This window comes from Pedobacter jeongneungensis (assembly GCF_000633455.1).
GTDB classification, from domain to species: Bacteria; Bacteroidota; Bacteroidia; order Sphingobacteriales; family Sphingobacteriaceae; genus Pedobacter; species Pedobacter jeongneungensis_A.
In genome coordinates, this window is the sequence record NZ_AYMG01000004.1 from 84,726 (window position 1) to 102,591 (window position 17,866).

The following is a 17,866-nucleotide window of genomic DNA, read 5'->3' on the forward strand; positions in this document are numbered from 1 at the left end:
GTTAAGCCTTGATGATTTGTTTAATTAAACCTTTAAGAGAAGCATTATCTTTCCATCTTTCGAAAAAATTAATTGCTGCGGCCGAAGGTTGTTCTTTGGTTTTGTGAAGGATATCGATATAATGCTCAACCAGTTTTTTAAAATTCACCGGAAGTTTTTCGGATACAACCAGGTGTTTAAAAATGGCTTCGACCAATTGCAGGAAAGCCGAATTATGCAAAGCAGAAACATCTTTCAATGCACTGATACTTTCTACCAGGCGTAAAAATGCTCCATATTTGTTCGAAGCCAGATACGCCAGTTTAATGGCAAAAAGTTCGATATCAATGTTTCTTTTTTCAATGAGATTGATCAGCACCTCAGAAGCCATTAACCTGATCTCTTTCTTATCCATAAAAAACATACAGGCAAAAACAAGCATAGAAATATTAGAAAAACGGAAACCTTTACCATTGGTTACATTTAGAAAACCCTTTAATTCTTGTACCCCACCACTGGCATGTACACATGCCGATCGTAAAACAAACCAGCTCAATGCATCGTTGTTCTGCGGCATCAGGCTGTTCCAGTAATAAATATTTCCCTCGCCACTTGTCATGTATTCCCAGCTATTTTTTCTGCCATAAATGTCTAAACTGAAAAGGAAATATCCATTTTGACCGTTATAAACAGGAGAATCAAACTCTATCGCATACCAGGAAGGTGATCTTTCCTTTTTCTTTGTCTGGTAATTCATATACTCATTCCAGTGTTCTTTGATCCTGACCTCCGGTTTAAAAGGTGATACAGCCATAGGATGATCTTTAAGATATGTATTCTTAAATTCCATAAAAGTTTCCACAGGATAATAAGTACGTGCTGCTACTGCCCACACACTTTTAAGGCTTGCATCTGCTGTATTATTGATTTTAGTTAACAGTTTATTAAACATGTTATCCGATTTGAAAACAATCTCTTTAGTGGCGCGCAGGCAAAAAGCCATTAAAGCTTTAAGCTCTCCAGTAAGCTTGTTTAATAAAGGGGTAGCTTCGTCTACCTGTTTGCGTGGCATCCGGCCTATGGCGATTGTTAAATCGAGTGGATGGATTTCTTCCCCATTTTGCTGATAAGCAATTAATCTTTCTAAAAGTACTTTCGGAGCTATCCAATGTGGGTAATGACTAGGGAATGATAGCATGGGCAAAGCGGTATTGCCAGCCATTCTCTTTTGCACGAGATCTAAATAAGGCCTGATGAGCAAAAGTGTGTTTATTTTGTGATAGGTGCTTTTCGCTATGGTAAAAACTGAATCAATATTTTTTATTTTTTCGCGTAGAAATATGCTGATGTAATTTTTATGAATACTCTCAAAATATTTTTTTTCAACTTGCTGTCCGTAAGGTGCTAGTTGTTTAGCATAATCGGCCGGGAATAGATGTTTTTGTGTGATGTAGGTATTTAACAGTATTTCGCCATCTGCTATTTCTTCTGAAGCAATAAATTTTCCGAAGAGGTAAATAATGTCATTCCAATCTTGAGGTAATACAACCGCTTCATTTAATACCAGCTCCTCTTTTGGTTCAAAATGATAAGTTTCTAAATCATCATTTGCAGGCAGAAGATCATCTGTACTTAACAAATTGCTTAATCCAGTACGCACATTACCCAGCATGAGTGCTGCGTAGCCCGATAATTTATCGCGCAGCGCTTCATCTTTTGGAGCCGCAATTTTTAATAGCAGTTTATTTGCCCTTTCCTGTAGGTTAAGATCGGGTACCACATAAACATCGGCAATGAGCGACGTAATTTTTTTATTTAATTTAGGATGAAATTTATTGAGTTTTTCTAAAACAGGTAAGACATTTTTAATGGCAGTTTTATTATCATTGCTCATCATTAGCGGTTCGAGCCAATCGAGAAAAGAATTTACATTAAATTTTTTCTCCCCATAAATCTGTTTAATCAGTTCCATAGCCCCGTTAACAACAGGTGCATACGCATATTGCAAACAGGCAAAAATATACTCCTGATTAACAAGAAGTTCTTCAGGGCTTGGATTTAAATCGATTAATCTTTTGCGATAAAAAGATTTAAGGTTATTGTTCCATTCCTTGGTCTGGATTAAAATCGATTGTTCTATAAACTCCTGCCGGTTTAACTTCCCTTCCTTTAACAGGGTATTATAAATAATTTCCCAAACAGAAAAGTGGTTATAAGGCTGCGTATCGTTGTCTCTGAAATGAACGTTCTGTAAACCTGTTTCATAATTGTACAAATTGGGCACGTCGCGTTTATAAGCCAGCTCATCATTTAAAATGTACCCGATAAAATCCCTTGATTTTAACTTTGCTGTATATTCGTTATAGTTAGCCAAACATAGCGCATAAAGTTCATCCCGTACGGTTATTAAACCATTGCTTTCTAAAAACCGCAGGGTTTGGTAACTGAAACCCCGCCACTCATTCTTTTTTATTTTATCGAGCAAATAATCATTAATCCAATCGGGTTGCACCCACTCTAGTAGTGTTAAAATAGTTTTCTTTCTTTCAACCTGGGCAAATATATCGAAAGCTTCATCCCAGGGCATAATGTCTGTTTTACTCATTATACCTATCGCCGTAAGGGTGATTATCTCCTTTATTTTTTCATCGCCCCTGGTCCCCCAGCTATAATTTTTTCCTTTAAACTGGGGCTCGTTGGTTAGATCAACAAACGACATCCAGTAACGCTTTTTAGCCCTGATATGCTTTTTAAGGACTTCAATATTTCCTTTGGTATTTTCCTGGAGAAATGGTAAAAGTGCTGCAAGATTTTTCTCTTCTAAAATGGCATCGTAGGCAGCTAGAATTTCTTCAGTTTTTTTACTATCGCTATTCTTCGATGATGATATGCTCTGGCTAATTATCACCTCTCCTGTTTCGGAGTAACCCTTTTTTATTTTTTCGTTTAGCAGTTTCTCCGCAGCTTTTAAGCATTGAACATCATCATCAAAACTTTTAACCTGCGAGGTACCGCTTGTTCCATTTCGCCCGTAAGTGACGGTATAACTATTGTTGAGTACTTCGATCTGCCAGAATTTGTCAGAGCTACCATCAATATATTTAAGGTGTTTTTTCATGCCGGAAGCACTATTTTTAGAATTTGAGATACGATAATTGTATAGTTAGCTAAACTATTCAATTTTTTCTAAAATAGAGAAGTTTTAGGTTCGTACTAAATCAATTAAGTTAGACGGCTAAAGTTTGGCGCCGATAGGTGAGTGCCCTGCCATAGTTAACCGATTAACCTAAGGAAACGATCAAACTATACACTTCCCCTTCATAAACTCTCTCCAATAATTGCACTGCCATTTTGCTCCGTTGCCCGGTTTGGCAATAACATACCAGTTTTTTATTCTTTGGAATGGTTTCAAGAGAAGCTGTTAATTCATATAAGGAAATATTCACTCCACCAATGTTCCCTTCCTCATGTTCATAATCTTCACGAACATCAATCAGAAAAATTTCATCAGAAGATTTTGAAAGCCATTGATCTAAAGTTATTTTATCAATTTCTTTTGTAGTTTCAATTATAGCTTCTTTTTTAACTATTTCCAGTTGTTTTTCCTGAGCAATTTTAAATACGAGCACCATATTGTTCAATGCATCGATGGTCATTAATTTTCCCGAAAGGGTTTCGCCTATTCCACAGATCAGTTTAATCGCTTCGTTGGCCATATATAAACCGATTATTCCAGGCAAAATTCCTATTACTCCGCCTTCCACACAGTTGATGTTTTCAGTTGGTGGTGTTGGATAAAGATCCCGGTAATTTGCACCGCCATGATGGTTAAACACCGCAACCTGACCTTCAAACTGTAAAACGGAGCCAAAAATGAGTGTTTTATCTAAACTCACGCAAGTATCGTTTACGAGGTAACGGGTGGTAAAATTATCAGAACAATCGATCACCAGCTCATAATCCTGACAAATAGCTATGGCGTTATCAGCGGTAAAGCGTTCGTGATAGGCAATGGAACCTACATGCGGATTAAGCAATTTAAGTTTTGCTGCAGCAGTTTTTGCCTTAGGCAGACCTATATCGGTATGGTTATATAAAATCTGACGGTGCAGGTTGCTCAGTTCTACCACATCATCATCTACAATTCCGATTGTTCCGACCCCAGCTGCGGCCAAATATTGCAATACCGGACAGCCTAATCCGCCGGCACCAATAACCAATACTTTGGTGGCTTTTAACTTTTCTTGTCCTTTTAAGCCTAATTCTGGCAAAATCATCTGCCTGTTATAGCGGCTCAGTTCTTCTTTTACTAACATGATTTACTGATCAAACTCATATCCCAATCTTTCCAAATTGGCTCATAACCTTGTTTTCTGATCATCGCTGCAATTTCCTGTGCCGAACGTTCATCAGATATTTCGAACTGCTCCAATGATTGAGGTTCTACTTCGTAACCACCGGGATTGGTTTTAGAACCCGCACTAATGGCCGTGATCCCCAATTTAATTACCTGATTTCTGAATGCCTGCGTTTCGCGGGTAGAAATAGAGAGTTCTACTTCGCTGTTAAATAAGCGGTAAGCACAAATCAGTTGTACCAATTCTTTATCGTTCATCACCACTTTGGGTTCTAAACCACCGCTAAAAGGGCGTAACCGTGGGAAAGAGATACTGAACTTACTCTGCCAATATTGTTTTTCGAGATAGGATAGGTGAAGGGCCGTAAAAAACGAATCGGTACGCCAGTCCTCCAGGCCAATTAATACGCCCAATCCCATTTTATGGATGCCTGCCTGCCCCAAACGGTCGGGAGTTTCTAAGCGGTACATAAAGTTAGATTTTTTGCCTTTTGGATGGTGTTTTCGGTAATCGTCCTGGTGATAGGTTTCCTGGTAAACCAATACGGTATTTAAGCCGTGTGGAATCAATGTTTCATAATCGGCTACATCCAGCGGCTGCACTTCCATCGAAATATGGGCAAAATGCGGACTGATCAAGTCCAATACTTTTTTAAAATAATCGGTATGCACACTTTGATTAGCTTCACCTGTTACCAGCAGCACATGATCATAGCCCATACCCTTAATTACAGCCACTTCCTGCATAATTTCCATTGGGTTGAGCGTTCTGCGCCTTACCTTATTGTCATAACTGAAACCACAATAGGTACAGATATTATTACATTCGTTGGAGAGGTAAAGCGGGATGTACATCTGGATTACGCGGCCGAAGCGGTCTAAAGTTAAACGTTGACTGATCTGCGCCATATCCTCAAGATAAGGCAGTGCAGCGGGAGAAATCAGCGCTTTAAAATCCTCCAGATTCCGCTGTGTATTGCTCAAAGCTCTTTCTACATCAGCAGCCGTTTTATCATAAATACTGGCTTTGGTATCGTCCCAACTGTATGATTCGAATATTTCGTTAAAACTCTTCATCTAAAAATGCGGTTAGTGGACTGCTTGCCGCAGCATAGTGTGTTTGCGCGCCTAATTTAGATTCGAAAGCCATTCTACCAGCTTCTACAGCCAGTTTAAAGGCAATGGCCATATTGGTTGGATCTTTAGCTATGGCAATGGCAGTGTTCACCAAAACAGCATCTGCGCCGATCTCCATGGCTTTAGCCGCATCAGATGGCGCGCCAATACCTGCATCCACAATTACCGGCACCCGGCTCTGGCTAATGATAATCTCTAAAAAATCAATCGTTCTTAATCCCTTATTACTGCCAATTGGAGAGCCTAACGGCATCACCGCTGCGGTACCCACATCTTCCAAACGTTTACATAACACCGGGTCGGCATGGATATAAGGCAGCACCACAAAACCAAGCTTAACCAGTTCTTCAGTAGCCTTTAAGGTCTCAATCGGGTCGGGCATGAGGTATTTGGGATCGGGGTGAATTTCGAGCTTGATCCAATTGGTTTCTAAGGCTTCGCGCGCCAGTTGAGCGGCGAAAACGGCCTCTTTTGCATTACGCACGCCAGAAGTATTGGGTAATAAATTGATGTGCGGATATTTAAGGTGATGAAGAATATCGTCGTCCTTATCTTTTAAATCTACACGCTTAAGGGCCACGGTAACGAGTTCGGAAGCCGAGGCAATTAAGGCACTTTCCATCTCTTTTGCCGAACTGAATTTTCCGGTTCCGGTAAAAAGGCGGGAGCTAAAGGTTTGATCTGCTATAGTTAACATATCTGTAATTTTTAAAGCGAATGAATATTGAATTTGCTATTGATTTCTTCAAGAACTGTAGCGGTTTGTGTTTGGTTAGTGAGCGCTGCTGAGATGGCAATTCCGTAAATTCCGGTTTCGAGTATAGCCGGAATATCTGCAGCTTCGATACCGCCAATGGCGATAATCGGCGTTTTGATACCGGCCCTTCGTACTTTCTCCATTAAGTGCTCGTAGCCCTCTAAACCCACAATCGGACTCAGGTTTTCTTTTGTACGCGTAAACCTGAATGGACCCAAACCGATATAATTGGCTCCTTCAGTTACCTTTTGCCGGATATGTTCGAAAGTATTTGCGGTACCTCCGATGATCTGGTGTTTGCCGATAATTTTTCTGGCTTCCAGAACAGGCATATCCTGCAGCCCCAAATGCACGCCATAACTATTTACGGCTTTGGCCAGGTGTGGATAATCGTTTATAATCAGTTTGGCACCATAATTTTCGCATAAGGCCTGAGCGGCTTTTGCAAAAGGCAGGATTTCGACTTCGGCCTGATTTTTAATGCGGAGTTGGATCCATTTTCCACCGGCCTGAAGCACCTGCTCAATGGCATCGATATGGGTGCCTGTTTTAGGGGCTTGCGAGATATATTGTAAGGGCTGAATCATGGTTATATGGTTAAATTTTGAGCATAAGCAAGGCATTTTGCCTGTGCTTTTTTAAAAGTGGTTAGCGCTTGCGAAGGATTGTTCCAAATGCTGCCCAATAGTGCAACACCATCGAAATTCATCTCTTTTACCTGATCAATCTCGTTTAAACCGATGCCGCCAAGGGCAATGATTTTCGGGGCGGCTTGTTTTTTCTCCAAATGGAAATCTGGTGGAATTACGCCCTGATAACCAGGTTTGGAAAGGCTGTTAAACACTGGACCAAAGAAACTGTAATCGTATTGCCCAATCTGTTCCATATCAGCCAAGTGATGGATAGAAGTGCTGTAGGTCTTATTTTCTGGCAGTTCCCCATTATTCCTATCCTTCCTGAAATTTTCTGTGTGGTGGATCCGTTGAATATCGTAATCGTTAGTAAGCGAATGATGGTGATGCAAAACAATCCGTGAGTGATACTCAGGCAAAATGCCGTCAATAATTTTCCGGTATGCTGCCCCATCAACATTTTCTTTGCGCAAATGAAAAACCCGTAAACCGGCTTCGAAAAGCTGGTTAATCAGGTTACTTTCTTCTTTAAAAACGGTCGGTTTGGCGATTACAATCAGTTCCATGGTAGGTTAAGAATAAATTTCGCTTCCTTTTTCGGTAAACTCTTTCGATTTTTCCTGCATACCTTTGGCCAAAGCATCTTCTGCTTCTACAGCTTGTTTTGCAGCATATTCACGCACATCCTGTGTAATTTTCATCGAGCAGAAATTTGGTCCGCACATGGAGCAGAAATGCGCAATCTTCGCACCTTCTGCAGGCAGGGTTTCATCATGGAACTCTTTTGCCGTATCCGGATCGAGCGATAAATTAAACTGGTCTTCCCACCTAAACTCGAACCTGGCCTTGCTCAAAGCATTATCACGGTATTGCGCACCTGGATGACCTTTAGCCAGATCGGCGGCATGTGCGGCAATTTTATAGGTAATTACACCATCTTTTACATCTTTTTTATTCGGTAAACCCAAATGTTCCTTAGGCGTAACATAACAAAGCATCGCCGTTCCGAACCAACCAATCATAGCCGCACCAATGGCCGAGGTAATGTGATCATAACCAGGCGCAATATCAGTAGTCAGGGGGCCTAAAGTGTAAAAAGGAGCTTCTGAACAATGTTCAAGCTGCTTCTCCATATTGGCTTTGATCAGGTGCATTGGCACGTGACCAGGTCCTTCGATAATGGTCTGCACATCATGTTTCCAGGCGATTTTGGTCAGTTCGCCCAGGGTTTCAAGTTCCGAAAACTGCGCGGCATCATTGGCATCGGCAATACAGCCCGGCCTTAAACCATCACCTAAAGAAAAAGCCACATCATAAGCTTTCATGATCTCGCAGATTTCTTCAAAATGGGTATAAAGGAAGTTTTCCTTATGATGCGCCAAACACCATTTGGCCATAATCGATCCGCCGCGCGAAACAATTCCGGTTATTCTTTTGGCGGTTAAAGGCACATAACGAAGCAGTACGCCAGCATGTATGGTAAAATAATCTACGCCTTGTTCAGCCTGCTCAATTAAGGTATCTCGGAAGATTTCCCAGGTCAGGTCTTCGGCTTTGCCATTTACCTTTTCCAGGGCCTGATAAATCGGAACGGTACCGATGGGTACTGGTGAATTGCGGATAATCCATTCGCGGGTTTCGTGGATATTTTTCCCCGTAGAAAGGTCCATAATGGTATCTGCACCCCAACGGCAGGCCCAAACAGCTTTTTCTACTTCTTCTTCAATGGTAGAGGTAACCGCGGAATTGCCAATATTGGCATTGATTTTCACCAAGAAATTACGCCCGATAATCATCGGTTCGAGCTCAGGGTGGTTAATGTTACAGGGGATTACCGCACGCCCGGCGGCCACTTCATCCCGCACAAATTCTGGCGTAATATAGCCTCTTGGGGTATTGGCACCAAAACTATTGCCTTTATGCTGGTGGTTCATTACCTCGTGCTGATCACCCAATTGCACATTTAACAGTTCGATCTGCTGGTTTTCCCTGATGGCAATGTATTCCATCTCGGCTGTAACAATGCCCTTTTTTGCATAATGCATCTGCGATACATTGGCACCCGGCTGGGCTTTATAAGGTTTATTGGTATAATTAAAACGCAAAGCATCAAGTTTTTCATCCGCAAGGCGTTGTTGCCCGTAAGCAGAAGATAATTGATCAAGCTGTGTTACATCCTGCCTGTCTTTAATCCATTGTTCCCGTAATCGTGGAAGTCCTTTCCGTACATCAATAACCGCATTTGGATCGGTGTAAGGGCCACTGGTATCATACACGGTTACGGGTGGATTGGGTTCGGTTAAACCAAATCCATTGTGAATTTTTGTTTCGGTTAAACTGATTTCGCGCATGGCCACCTGGATATCGTGGATTTTTCCAGGCACAAATATTTTGCGTGAAGCGGGAAATGGATTACGACTAATAACTTCCTGATTTGGTGTTTTTTCTTGTTTCATGTTAGATGGTTTTATCCGCCTTGAGTGGCTTTAATGAGTATAACCTGATCGCCTGGGTTTAATAGATGGCTATCCCAAACAGATTTGGAAATGATGATTTGATTAACGGCGATGGCAAGGCCATTTGTCTCCGTTGAAATGACAGCAGCAAGCATCTGTTCGATGGAACAGGCTTCGTTCAGTTGATGGTTTTGATTGTTTATAGTTACTTCCATATTTTAAAAAATTGGAAAAACTAAAGAGATTGCCCCAAAATGGAGATCGAAAAGACAGCAACGGTATTGCTTTCACTTTTCCCTTCGGCAGTACTAACTGCATCAGGTTCAAAGGGTATTTCTCAGCACGTAGGCACCCCTAAAGTTTTTTGTAAATATATGTGATTAAATTTCTAATGCAAATAAAAATTGATATAGATAAAATCTATATATTAAACGCAACAACATAGTTTATAACTGTATTATGATTTTTGTCATTCTGAACGCAGTGAAGAACCCGGAGGCTCTGCGAAGCAAATCTTTAACCGGTACAACACAGAACCTAAAGCTGTTCAATAAAGATCCTTCGTTGCACTACCATAGACAGAATCCATTAGCACTGTCGTCATTCCCGCGCAGGCGGGAATCTTAAAGCGCTTGCATTACGATTCCCAATCGAGTTGGGAATGACGATCTTGCGCAGCGTATCATTTTGCCAAAAAGATCTGTCTTTTATATTGATTTTATGAAATAATTATCCCTCAGGATGACAAATTGAAAGGAATGAACGCTAATTCTTCGTTTCCCAGATTGCCGACTTAGAACTAAAGACTATGGACTGGCCAACCGCTTTTCGCAAAACGCAAAAATTCACTACCTTTGCATCATCACCAAATCCCCGATACATGTAAGATTCATTTCTTTTCAGAAAATAGATAACTGGCAGAGCGGTTCCGTTCCTGCAATTATTTACCAATAAAAAAAGAAATTTATGCTTAATCTACAAGGGGCTGGCTATATCCATGCTAATGGAGATTTACTGTTTTCAGATTTAAATCTCACCATCAACAAATACGAAAAAATTGCCCTCATTGGCCATAATGGCGCAGGGAAATCGACACTTTTAAAAATTTTAGCGGGTAAACTCATGCCAACTGCCGGATCTGTTAAAACAGAATCGAAGCCTTATTATGTACCACAGCTTTTTGGCCAGTTTAATGATTTCACCGTTGCGCAGGCTCTCCGGATTGAAGATAAATTAAAAGCGCTAAACGAAATCCTCAACGGAGAAGTAACTGACGAAAACATGGTTATGCTTAATGATGACTGGACCATTGAAGAACGCTGCGCGGAAGCTTTAAGCGATTGGCGATTGGAAGATTTAGACTTAAACCAGAAGATGGAAAGTTTAAGTGGTGGACAAAAAACCAGCGTATTTTTAGCTGGCATTGCCATAAATCGTCCGGATATTGTTTTGCTGGATGAACCGACCAATCATTTGGATCTGGAAGGCAGAAACCTGTTATACAATTATATCCGATCGACCAGGGCTACTTTAGTGATAGTGAGTCACGACCGTACTTTATTGAACCAAATTGAGAAAGTTTGCGAATTAAATCAGCGGGGAATAACCCTATATGGCGGAAATTACGATTTCTATGCTGCACAAAAGAAAATTGAAAATGAAGCGCTGAACAATGATTTAAAAGCAAAGGAAAAAGCACTGCGTAAGGCTAAAGAAGTGGAAAAGGAATCGCTGGAGCGGCAACAAAAACTTGATGCCAGAGGGAAGAAAAAACAAGAAAAAGCAGGATTACCGACCATTTCGATGAATACTTTAAAAAACAATGCAGAAAAAAGTACGGCAAAACTTAAGGGTGTACATGCAGAAAAGCTCGGCCATATATCTTCTGAATTAAGCCAGCTCCGGTCCGCATTGCCTGATGCAGATAAAATGAAAATCGGTTTCGATCAGGCTACACTGCATAAAGGAAAAAGTATTGTGGAGGCCAAGGAGCTCAATTTTGCTTTCCACGATCGGTTGCTCTGGAAGGAGCCAATTAGCTTTCAGGTTTTTAGTGGTGAGCGTTATGTGATCAAAGGCCGGAACGGATCAGGCAAAACCACCTTGATCAAGCTTATTTTAGGCCAGCTGCAGCCTTCGATGGGAAGTTTAAATCAAGCCGTCATTAGCTCCATGTATATTGATCAGGATTATTCGTTGATCGATAATCAACTTACCGTTTACGAACAGGCCCAGCGATACAACTCGGGTGCGCTGCAAGAGCATGAAATAAAAATCCGTTTAAACCGGTTTTTATTTGGTAAAACCGACTGGGATAAACCCTGTTCGGTCTTGAGCGGTGGCGAGAAAATGAGGTTAATCCTTTGTTCGTTAACGATCAGCAACCAATCGCCCGATCTGATTATATTGGATGAGCCTACCAATAACCTCGATATCCAGAATATAGAAATTTTAACGGCAGCCATTAACGAATACCAGGGAACGCTTCTGGTTATATCTCACGATGAATATTTTCTAAATCAGGTTCAGGTAGCACATACCATTCATCTTTAAAATAAATATATAGCCTTATCTTCGTTTCAAATTATAAAACCCAGTACACCTATGCAAAACCTGTTAGCACTACAAAGTGGCGAAATAAAGGGCGCGGTATCGTTAAAACTTTCTGAAAACCTGACCGAGTTTCCAAAGGAAATATTCGAGCTGGCCGATACCCTGGAAGTGCTGGATTTATCATTTAACAAATTAAGTGCGTTACCGGCAGATTTTGGCCGGTTAAAAAAGCTGAGAATTTTCTTTTGCTCAGAAAATCTTTTCACGGTTATGCCTGAGCAATTGGCCGATTGCCCTGCACTGGATATTGTCGGTTTTAAATCCAACCGGATTGAAATCGTACCGCCGAAGTCGATCAACCCGAATTTACGCTGGCTAATTTTAACGAATAACAACATTGCTGAACTGCCTAAGGAAATTGGTCTTTGCAAAAGGATGCAAAAACTGATGCTTTCGGGTAACCGTTTATCTACACTGCCTGAAGAATTGAGCAATTGCCGGAATTTAGCATTATTGCGGATTGCAGCCAATAAATTGCACGAATTGCCTCAATGGATTACGCAACTGCCAAAACTATCGTGGATTGCATTTTCAGGAAATAATTTTAGTAAAACGCCTGCTGTTGAAACACTTTCATTGATCAACTGGCATGATTTAGAAATTAGTCATTTGTTGGGTGAAGGCGCTTCGGGCGTGATTTCGAAAGCCAACAGAACCATTGGAGAAGAAACCAGCGAGGTAGCGGTTAAAATATTTAAGGGCAATGTAACCAGCGACGGTTTGCCTGAAGATGAAATGACAGCTTATATTGCTGCCGGTTATCACCCGGGTTTAGTCAACCTGATAGGACAGATCGCCTTACATCCGGAAGATAAAAAAGGACTGGTAATGGATTTGATCCCGCATCATTTTTATAATCTAGGCAATCCACCAAGTTTAGAAAGCTGCACCAGAGATGTTTTTCCTGCTGATCGGAAACTTTGTGAAAAACAGATCATCAGTATCGCTAAAACCATTGCTTCCTTAGCGGCTCAATTACATGAGGCCGGCATTATACATGGCGATTTATATGCACACAATACCTTGATTGATGATGAAGGCAGTACTTTATTCGGTGATTTTGGCGCGGCAAGTTTTTACGATAAGACAGCTAAATCTGCCGCACAGCTGGAGCGGATTGAAGTAAGTGCTTATGGTTATCTGCTCGATGATTTGCTTTCTTTAAAAAATGAAGAGGTTGGTGAGAAAGTGTATAAAACGGTAAGCGAACTTAGGGATGCGTGTTTGGATGCAGTGCCTTCAAAGCGACCAGGCTTTAATGAATTAGTTGATCAGTTGGCTCAGATTTAATTACAATTGCTAGAAAGGTCGTCATTCCCGCGCAGGCGGGAATCTTAAAGCATTTTACATTAAGATTCTCAATCAACCCGATAGCTATCGGGTTGGGAACGACGAAGCAATCTTTCATGCTTTTAGCACCCTTGCATTAAAGATTGCTTCACCCAATGAAAAATTGGCTTCGCAACGACGATTTCGCTAGTCAAGAAAACTGGATTAATTCTGCTGCTTTTTTGCCCAATCCAACCTGCGCTGATCGGGTGTAGTTGTGACCTTAAAATTTTCGAAAGTCGCGTTAAAGCCCTTACCATCAGGGCAGGCGGCTACCAAACCCACCATAACCGGGGCATTATCTTTAAAATAACAAGTACGGATCATGGTATATTTTTTGTCGTCTAACGAATAGAAAATTTCTACCGCGTCCAGTTTTCTAACGGCTTTCATCCATATCGATGCTGGTGCCTGTGCCAGTTCTACCACGCTCCAATCACTGGTTTTGTGTGTTACTACCGCACTTACATTTTGCTTCCCATTAACAAATTCCACTCCGGCTTTAATCCATTCTTCTTCATTAATGCGGAGCATCAACCCCATCTGATCGAAAGTGGTTACATAGTTTCCGGTAATTTTTACTTTCACTTCAAATTCTCCGCCATAGGTAGCATAATAAAAAGGTGCATCATCAACCGTAAAACCATAATGAGAAATACGCCAATAATCTGTTTTTGCGGGCACAAACATGCTAAAGGTATTTTTATCTTTAATTTCCCATTTTTCGGGTTCGTTAAACCAATTCATTTTAGCCAGGCTTTGGGCATTTGCTTTTTGAGAAATAAAATAAGATAGGATGGCAATTAAGGTGAGTAATTTAAGTTTCATTTGTGTGTTATAGTTGGTTATTGAGTGTGTGTGTTGCAAACATAATGCAAGCACAAATTTTTGGAAAGGACATACATCACTATTTTTATGTGATGATTGTCACGCCTATATTGGGCAGCAATTTTACCAGGATTATAAATCTTCAATAAATATTACCTTTGGTATCAGAGAAACATGGAAACTAATTTTTTAAGAGCGCACATTCATCAGATCGTTTGTTTAACAGATGAGGAATTTGAGTATGCAGAATCCTTTTTTACAAAGCGTAAATACAGAAAACACCAGTATATTATTCAGGCAGGCGATGTAGCCAGTCAGGAACATTTTGTAGTAAAAGGCATTGTAAAATCTTCTTATACCGACCATGAGGGCAAAGAATATATTTTACAGCTGGCGATGGAAGAGTGGTGGTTTTCCGATCCGAATGCTTTTAACACGGGTATGCCTGCAACCTTAAACGTGGATTGTATTGAAGATACTGAAACGCTTTCAATTTCTTTTGAGAACAAGGAAAAACTCTGTGCATCATCCAGGAAGATGGAATATTTCTTTAGAAAAAAGTATACTACAGGGAATATGGCCTTGCAAAAACGGGTATTGGCTTTATTGAGTAATAATGCAGGTGAGCGTTACAAACAATGGCGCAATCAATATCCATCTTTACAGAAAAGGATTTCGAAAACCCTTATTGCTTCTTATCTCGGCGTAACCAGAGAAACTTTGAGCAGATTATCGCTTTAAAATTTCTGTGCCTTCGCTTTTTTACCACAAAGACCACAGAGAAAAGGCACGGAGTACACAGAGTTGGGTTGCATAATGGAGATTCTCTTTTCGCTGCTCCAATGATCAGATCAACTCCAAATCTGTGTTTATCTGTGTTCATCCGTGGTTAAAAGGCCTATTTCTCACCCTCTATACTCCACTTATAGCCTGGCAAGCTTGCCAACACCAAACTCGAAGCGCTTACAACGAAAACCGAATAATTAAAAGGCGCCCTATAATTCGCAAAGATCAACATCGATAAGGCAAAGGTAAGCGTAAGTAAAAAACTACCAATAGCGGCCAGTTTAATTTTATAACCGATAATGAGCAACAACCCGAAAAGCAATTCGCCAGCGGTGGCAATAATGCCCATAACATTGGCCAATGGACGGCTTAAATAGGGCATAAGCGAATGGGTATAATCTACAAATATAGCCCAGCTTCCCCAGCCTACAGTTGGAGAACCCGGTGCACCCAGCCACCCAAAGCGATCCATTACAGGTAATATAAAACCAATGCCCAAGGCGAGCCTAAGAAATAATTGTGCAAAATGTGGTGTGTTTTTCATCTTGTTTAAGTGAATAGGATATCCGCAATTTAGGACCTATCTATCACAACTTTCTTAAACTAGATTAAGAAATGAGCTATTTAGAAAAATCAGTCTAAAAACACTCTACTTCCCAAAACCTCGACCACTTTTCGCCAATAGCCAACTTAACAATACCTTCTTTATGCTCCAGTTCCTGATCGTGGTTAACACTATCGGCCACACCGCACCAGGGTTCTAAGCAAACAAAAGGGGCATCTGTTGCCGCCCATATCCCAAAGAAAGGAAAATCTTCAAAATGAAAATGAAGGCCATAATCGTTTTTGGTATTTAGTAAGCTAATGCAGTTGCTTTGCAGCGTTTTAAACACCAGTGCATCATTGTAGAAAAGGTCGTGTTTAAGGTTTAATTTATGATAACTCAGCTCAATGCTCTCGGTTTCATCTGCAACTAAACCATCATCCAGCTTCCAATAAGTTAATTTCTCGTCGGTATTAAAGGCAAGGTAATAATCTTCGTAAACCGTATCAGGTGTATTAGGAACTGCAAATGCAGGGTGCGCCCCTAATGAAAACAGCAGTTCTTCAGTACCCGTGTTAATTACTTCGTAAGTTAAGTTCAGCTTTCGGTCTATCAATTGATATTTCAGCTTCAATCCAAAATAAAAAGGATAAACTTTTAAAGTTTCATCCGTTTGGATCAAGGTAAAAACCGCTTCAGTTTCACTTATTTTTTCGAAATTAAAAACATGATCGCGTGCGAAACCATGCCTTGGCAATTCGTAGTTTTTACCCTGATAATTAAAACTGTTGTTTTTTAAGGAACCTACAATAGGGAACAAAACCGGACTATGCTTTGCCCAATATTTGGGATTGGCATTCCATAAATATTCCAATCCGGTTTCTTTGCTAAATAAGCCTTGCAATTCTGCGCCCTTAGCCGCCAGGCTAACTTTTATATAGTCGTTTTCGAGAGTAATCATTTGCAATCTAAATTAGGAAAAAGAAGGGCTTTAAAAAGATCTTTTTTTTAAATAAGGAGAATCATAAATCTGAATCGATTTCAGACTCATGACATTGGACTGCAGATTAAGCCCTTTCTTCCCAAATACACGCAATATTAATAATCGTTTGCACTGCTTTTTCCATATCCTGCACGCTTACCCATTCTTGTTTACTATGAAAAGCATGTTCTCCGGCAAAAATATTCGGACAAGGCAAACCCATATATGATAACCTTGATCCATCGGTTCCACCACGAATACTTTGCTGCTTGGCTACCACGCCTGCACGCTCAATGGCCTCAATTCCATACGCTACAATTTTTGGATGCTGATCGAGCACTTCTTTCATGTTCCGATATTGTGCCTTAATCTCTAAAGTGTAGCTTGATTTTGGATATTTCGCCATCACCTGCTTTACCGTTTCTTCTAAAAACTGTCCGTGTGCAGCAAGTTTTTCATTGGTAAAATCACGAATGATAAACTGCGCTTCAGCTTCCTCTACCTGCCCGTGCATGCTTACCGGATGGATAAAACCTTCCTTTTGATGTGTTGTTTCAGGCGTTAGTGTATCTTTTGGTAAGGAGTCTAAAATTTCCGCGAGGATTTTAATGGCACTTTCCATTTTTCCTTTTGCAAAACCGGGATGGGTACTTACGCCATAAATTTTAAGGGCGGCACCATCTGCAGAAAATGTTTCATCTTCAATAGAGCCCAGCGTTTCACCATCAATGGTATAACCAAAATCAGCACCTAGTTTTTTCAAATCAGCCTTATCTACCCCTCTGCCTATTTCTTCGTCTGGTGTAAAAAGAACTTTAATAGTTCCATGTTTTACATCAGGATTTTTCATAAAAAAGGCCGCAGCTTCCATAATTTCGGCTAAACCTGCTTTATTATCAGCGCCCAACAAAGTGGTACCGCTGGCGGTAATAATATCATTTCCAATCTGGTGTTTCAGGTCTTTATGATCGGCCATTTTGATCACAATTTTAGGATCGTCTGGTAAGATCAGGTCCTGCCCTTGATATTTGTCATGAATAATCGGCTTTACATTTTCTCCACTGGAATCCGGCGAAGTATCCATATGCGAGCAGAAAAAAATCACAGGTAATTTTTTATCTGTATTGGAAGGAATAGTGCCATACACATAGCCGTTATCGTCCATTTCTGCATCAGAAACGCCAATTTCCAATAATTCCTGCACCAATTCTCTTCCTAAATTCTTTTGCTTTAGGGTTGATGGGCAAGTAGGAGAATTTGGATCCGATTGCGTATCAATTTTTACATATTTGATAAAACGCGCTTCTAAGGTTTTGTTAAAGTTGCTGTATGTGCTCATAATTCAAAGGTAAAAGTTATAGATATTCGATAAACATATTATTTTTGTAAAAAAACGATATGATTTTTAATTTGCTGAGAGCTACTTGTATAACCCTTTTGCTTGTTTTTATTGGAAGTTTTTCTTT

The 17,866-nt window shown here is 40.4% G+C and carries 15 protein-coding genes and 1 riboswitch; of the genes, 3 read left to right on the forward strand and 12 right to left on the reverse strand.

Going from position 1 to position 17,866, the window contains the following annotated elements:
- Position 1 precedes the first annotated feature (1 nt).
- The 8 genes from U859_RS0104440 to thiS form a co-directional block, all read right to left on the reverse strand.
- Entirely contained in the window at positions 2–3,097 is a 3,096-nt protein-coding gene (locus U859_RS0104440) for a DUF6493 family protein (protein ID WP_025142221.1), read from the reverse strand.
- A gap of 163 nt (positions 3,098–3,260) precedes the next feature.
- Positions 3,261–4,295 carry a HesA/MoeB/ThiF family protein gene (gene moeB / locus U859_RS0104445; RefSeq protein WP_051584648.1) on the reverse strand — a complete coding sequence of 345 codons (1,035 nt, stop codon included), beginning with the start codon at positions 4,293–4,295 and terminating at the stop codon, positions 3,261–3,263.
- Complete coding sequence (gene thiH, locus U859_RS0104450) at positions 4,289–5,413, reverse strand: 2-iminoacetate synthase ThiH (protein ID WP_025142223.1); 1,125 nt, start codon at positions 5,411–5,413, stop codon at positions 4,289–4,291. Before thiH ends, moeB begins: the two co-directional genes overlap by 7 nt.
- Positions 5,400–6,170 (reverse strand): thiazole synthase, encoded by a 771-nt coding sequence (locus U859_RS0104455; RefSeq protein ID WP_025142224.1) that lies wholly within the window; start codon positions 6,168–6,170, stop codon positions 5,400–5,402. Before U859_RS0104455 ends, thiH begins: the two co-directional genes overlap by 14 nt.
- 11 nt (positions 6,171–6,181) lie before the next feature.
- On the reverse strand, positions 6,182–6,817 hold the full coding sequence (locus U859_RS0104460; RefSeq protein WP_025142225.1) for a thiamine phosphate synthase: 636 nt from the start codon (positions 6,815–6,817) through the stop codon (positions 6,182–6,184).
- Positions 6,818–6,819: 2 nt separating this feature from the next.
- Entirely contained in the window at positions 6,820–7,428 is a 609-nt protein-coding gene (locus U859_RS0104465; protein WP_025142226.1) for a thiamine phosphate synthase, read from the reverse strand.
- A gap of 6 nt (positions 7,429–7,434) precedes the next feature.
- The gene (gene thiC, locus U859_RS0104470) at positions 7,435–9,318 is read right to left on the reverse strand and encodes a phosphomethylpyrimidine synthase ThiC (RefSeq protein WP_025142227.1); all 1,884 of its coding nucleotides are present in this window, start codon (positions 9,316–9,318) and stop codon (positions 7,435–7,437) included.
- Positions 9,319–9,329: 11 nt separating this feature from the next.
- A complete protein-coding gene (gene thiS / locus U859_RS0104475; RefSeq protein WP_025142228.1) occupies positions 9,330–9,533 on the reverse strand; it encodes a sulfur carrier protein ThiS in 204 nt (67 codons plus the stop codon).
- Positions 9,534–9,595: 62 nt separating this feature from the next.
- Positions 9,596–9,684: riboswitch (TPP riboswitch) on the reverse strand.
- Positions 9,685–10,284: 600 nt separating this feature from the next.
- Between thiS and abc-f the strand changes: the two genes are divergently transcribed.
- A complete protein-coding gene (gene abc-f / locus U859_RS0104480) occupies positions 10,285–11,871 on the forward strand; it encodes a ribosomal protection-like ABC-F family protein (RefSeq protein ID WP_025142229.1) in 1,587 nt (528 codons plus the stop codon).
- Positions 11,872–11,922: 51 nt separating this feature from the next.
- Entirely contained in the window at positions 11,923–13,221 is a 1,299-nt protein-coding gene (locus U859_RS0104485) for a leucine-rich repeat-containing protein kinase family protein (RefSeq protein ID WP_025142230.1), read from the forward strand.
- 204 nt (positions 13,222–13,425) lie between these two features.
- On the opposite strand, the gene U859_RS0104490 is transcribed toward U859_RS0104485, so the two are convergent.
- Positions 13,426–14,088 carry a DUF1349 domain-containing protein gene (locus U859_RS0104490; RefSeq protein WP_029985452.1) on the reverse strand — a complete coding sequence of 221 codons (663 nt, stop codon included), beginning with the start codon at positions 14,086–14,088 and terminating at the stop codon, positions 13,426–13,428.
- Positions 14,089–14,262: 174 nt separating this feature from the next.
- On the opposite strand from U859_RS0104490, the gene U859_RS0104495 reads away from it, so the two are divergent.
- Positions 14,263–14,829 carry a Crp/Fnr family transcriptional regulator gene (locus U859_RS0104495; RefSeq protein ID WP_025142232.1) on the forward strand — a complete coding sequence of 189 codons (567 nt, stop codon included), beginning with the start codon at positions 14,263–14,265 and terminating at the stop codon, positions 14,827–14,829.
- Between the two features lie 157 nt (positions 14,830–14,986).
- On the opposite strand, the gene U859_RS0104500 is transcribed toward U859_RS0104495, so the two are convergent.
- The 3 genes from U859_RS0104500 to pepT form a co-directional block, all read right to left on the reverse strand.
- Positions 14,987–15,418 carry a DoxX family membrane protein gene (locus U859_RS0104500; RefSeq protein WP_025142233.1) on the reverse strand — a complete coding sequence of 144 codons (432 nt, stop codon included), beginning with the start codon at positions 15,416–15,418 and terminating at the stop codon, positions 14,987–14,989.
- 94 nt (positions 15,419–15,512) lie between these two features.
- A complete protein-coding gene (locus tag U859_RS0104505; RefSeq protein WP_025142234.1) occupies positions 15,513–16,379 on the reverse strand; it encodes an aldose 1-epimerase family protein in 867 nt (288 codons plus the stop codon).
- Between the two features lie 106 nt (positions 16,380–16,485).
- Entirely contained in the window at positions 16,486–17,739 is a 1,254-nt protein-coding gene (pepT, locus tag U859_RS0104510; RefSeq protein WP_025142235.1) for a peptidase T, read from the reverse strand.
- Between the last annotated feature and the right edge of the window lie 127 nt (positions 17,740–17,866).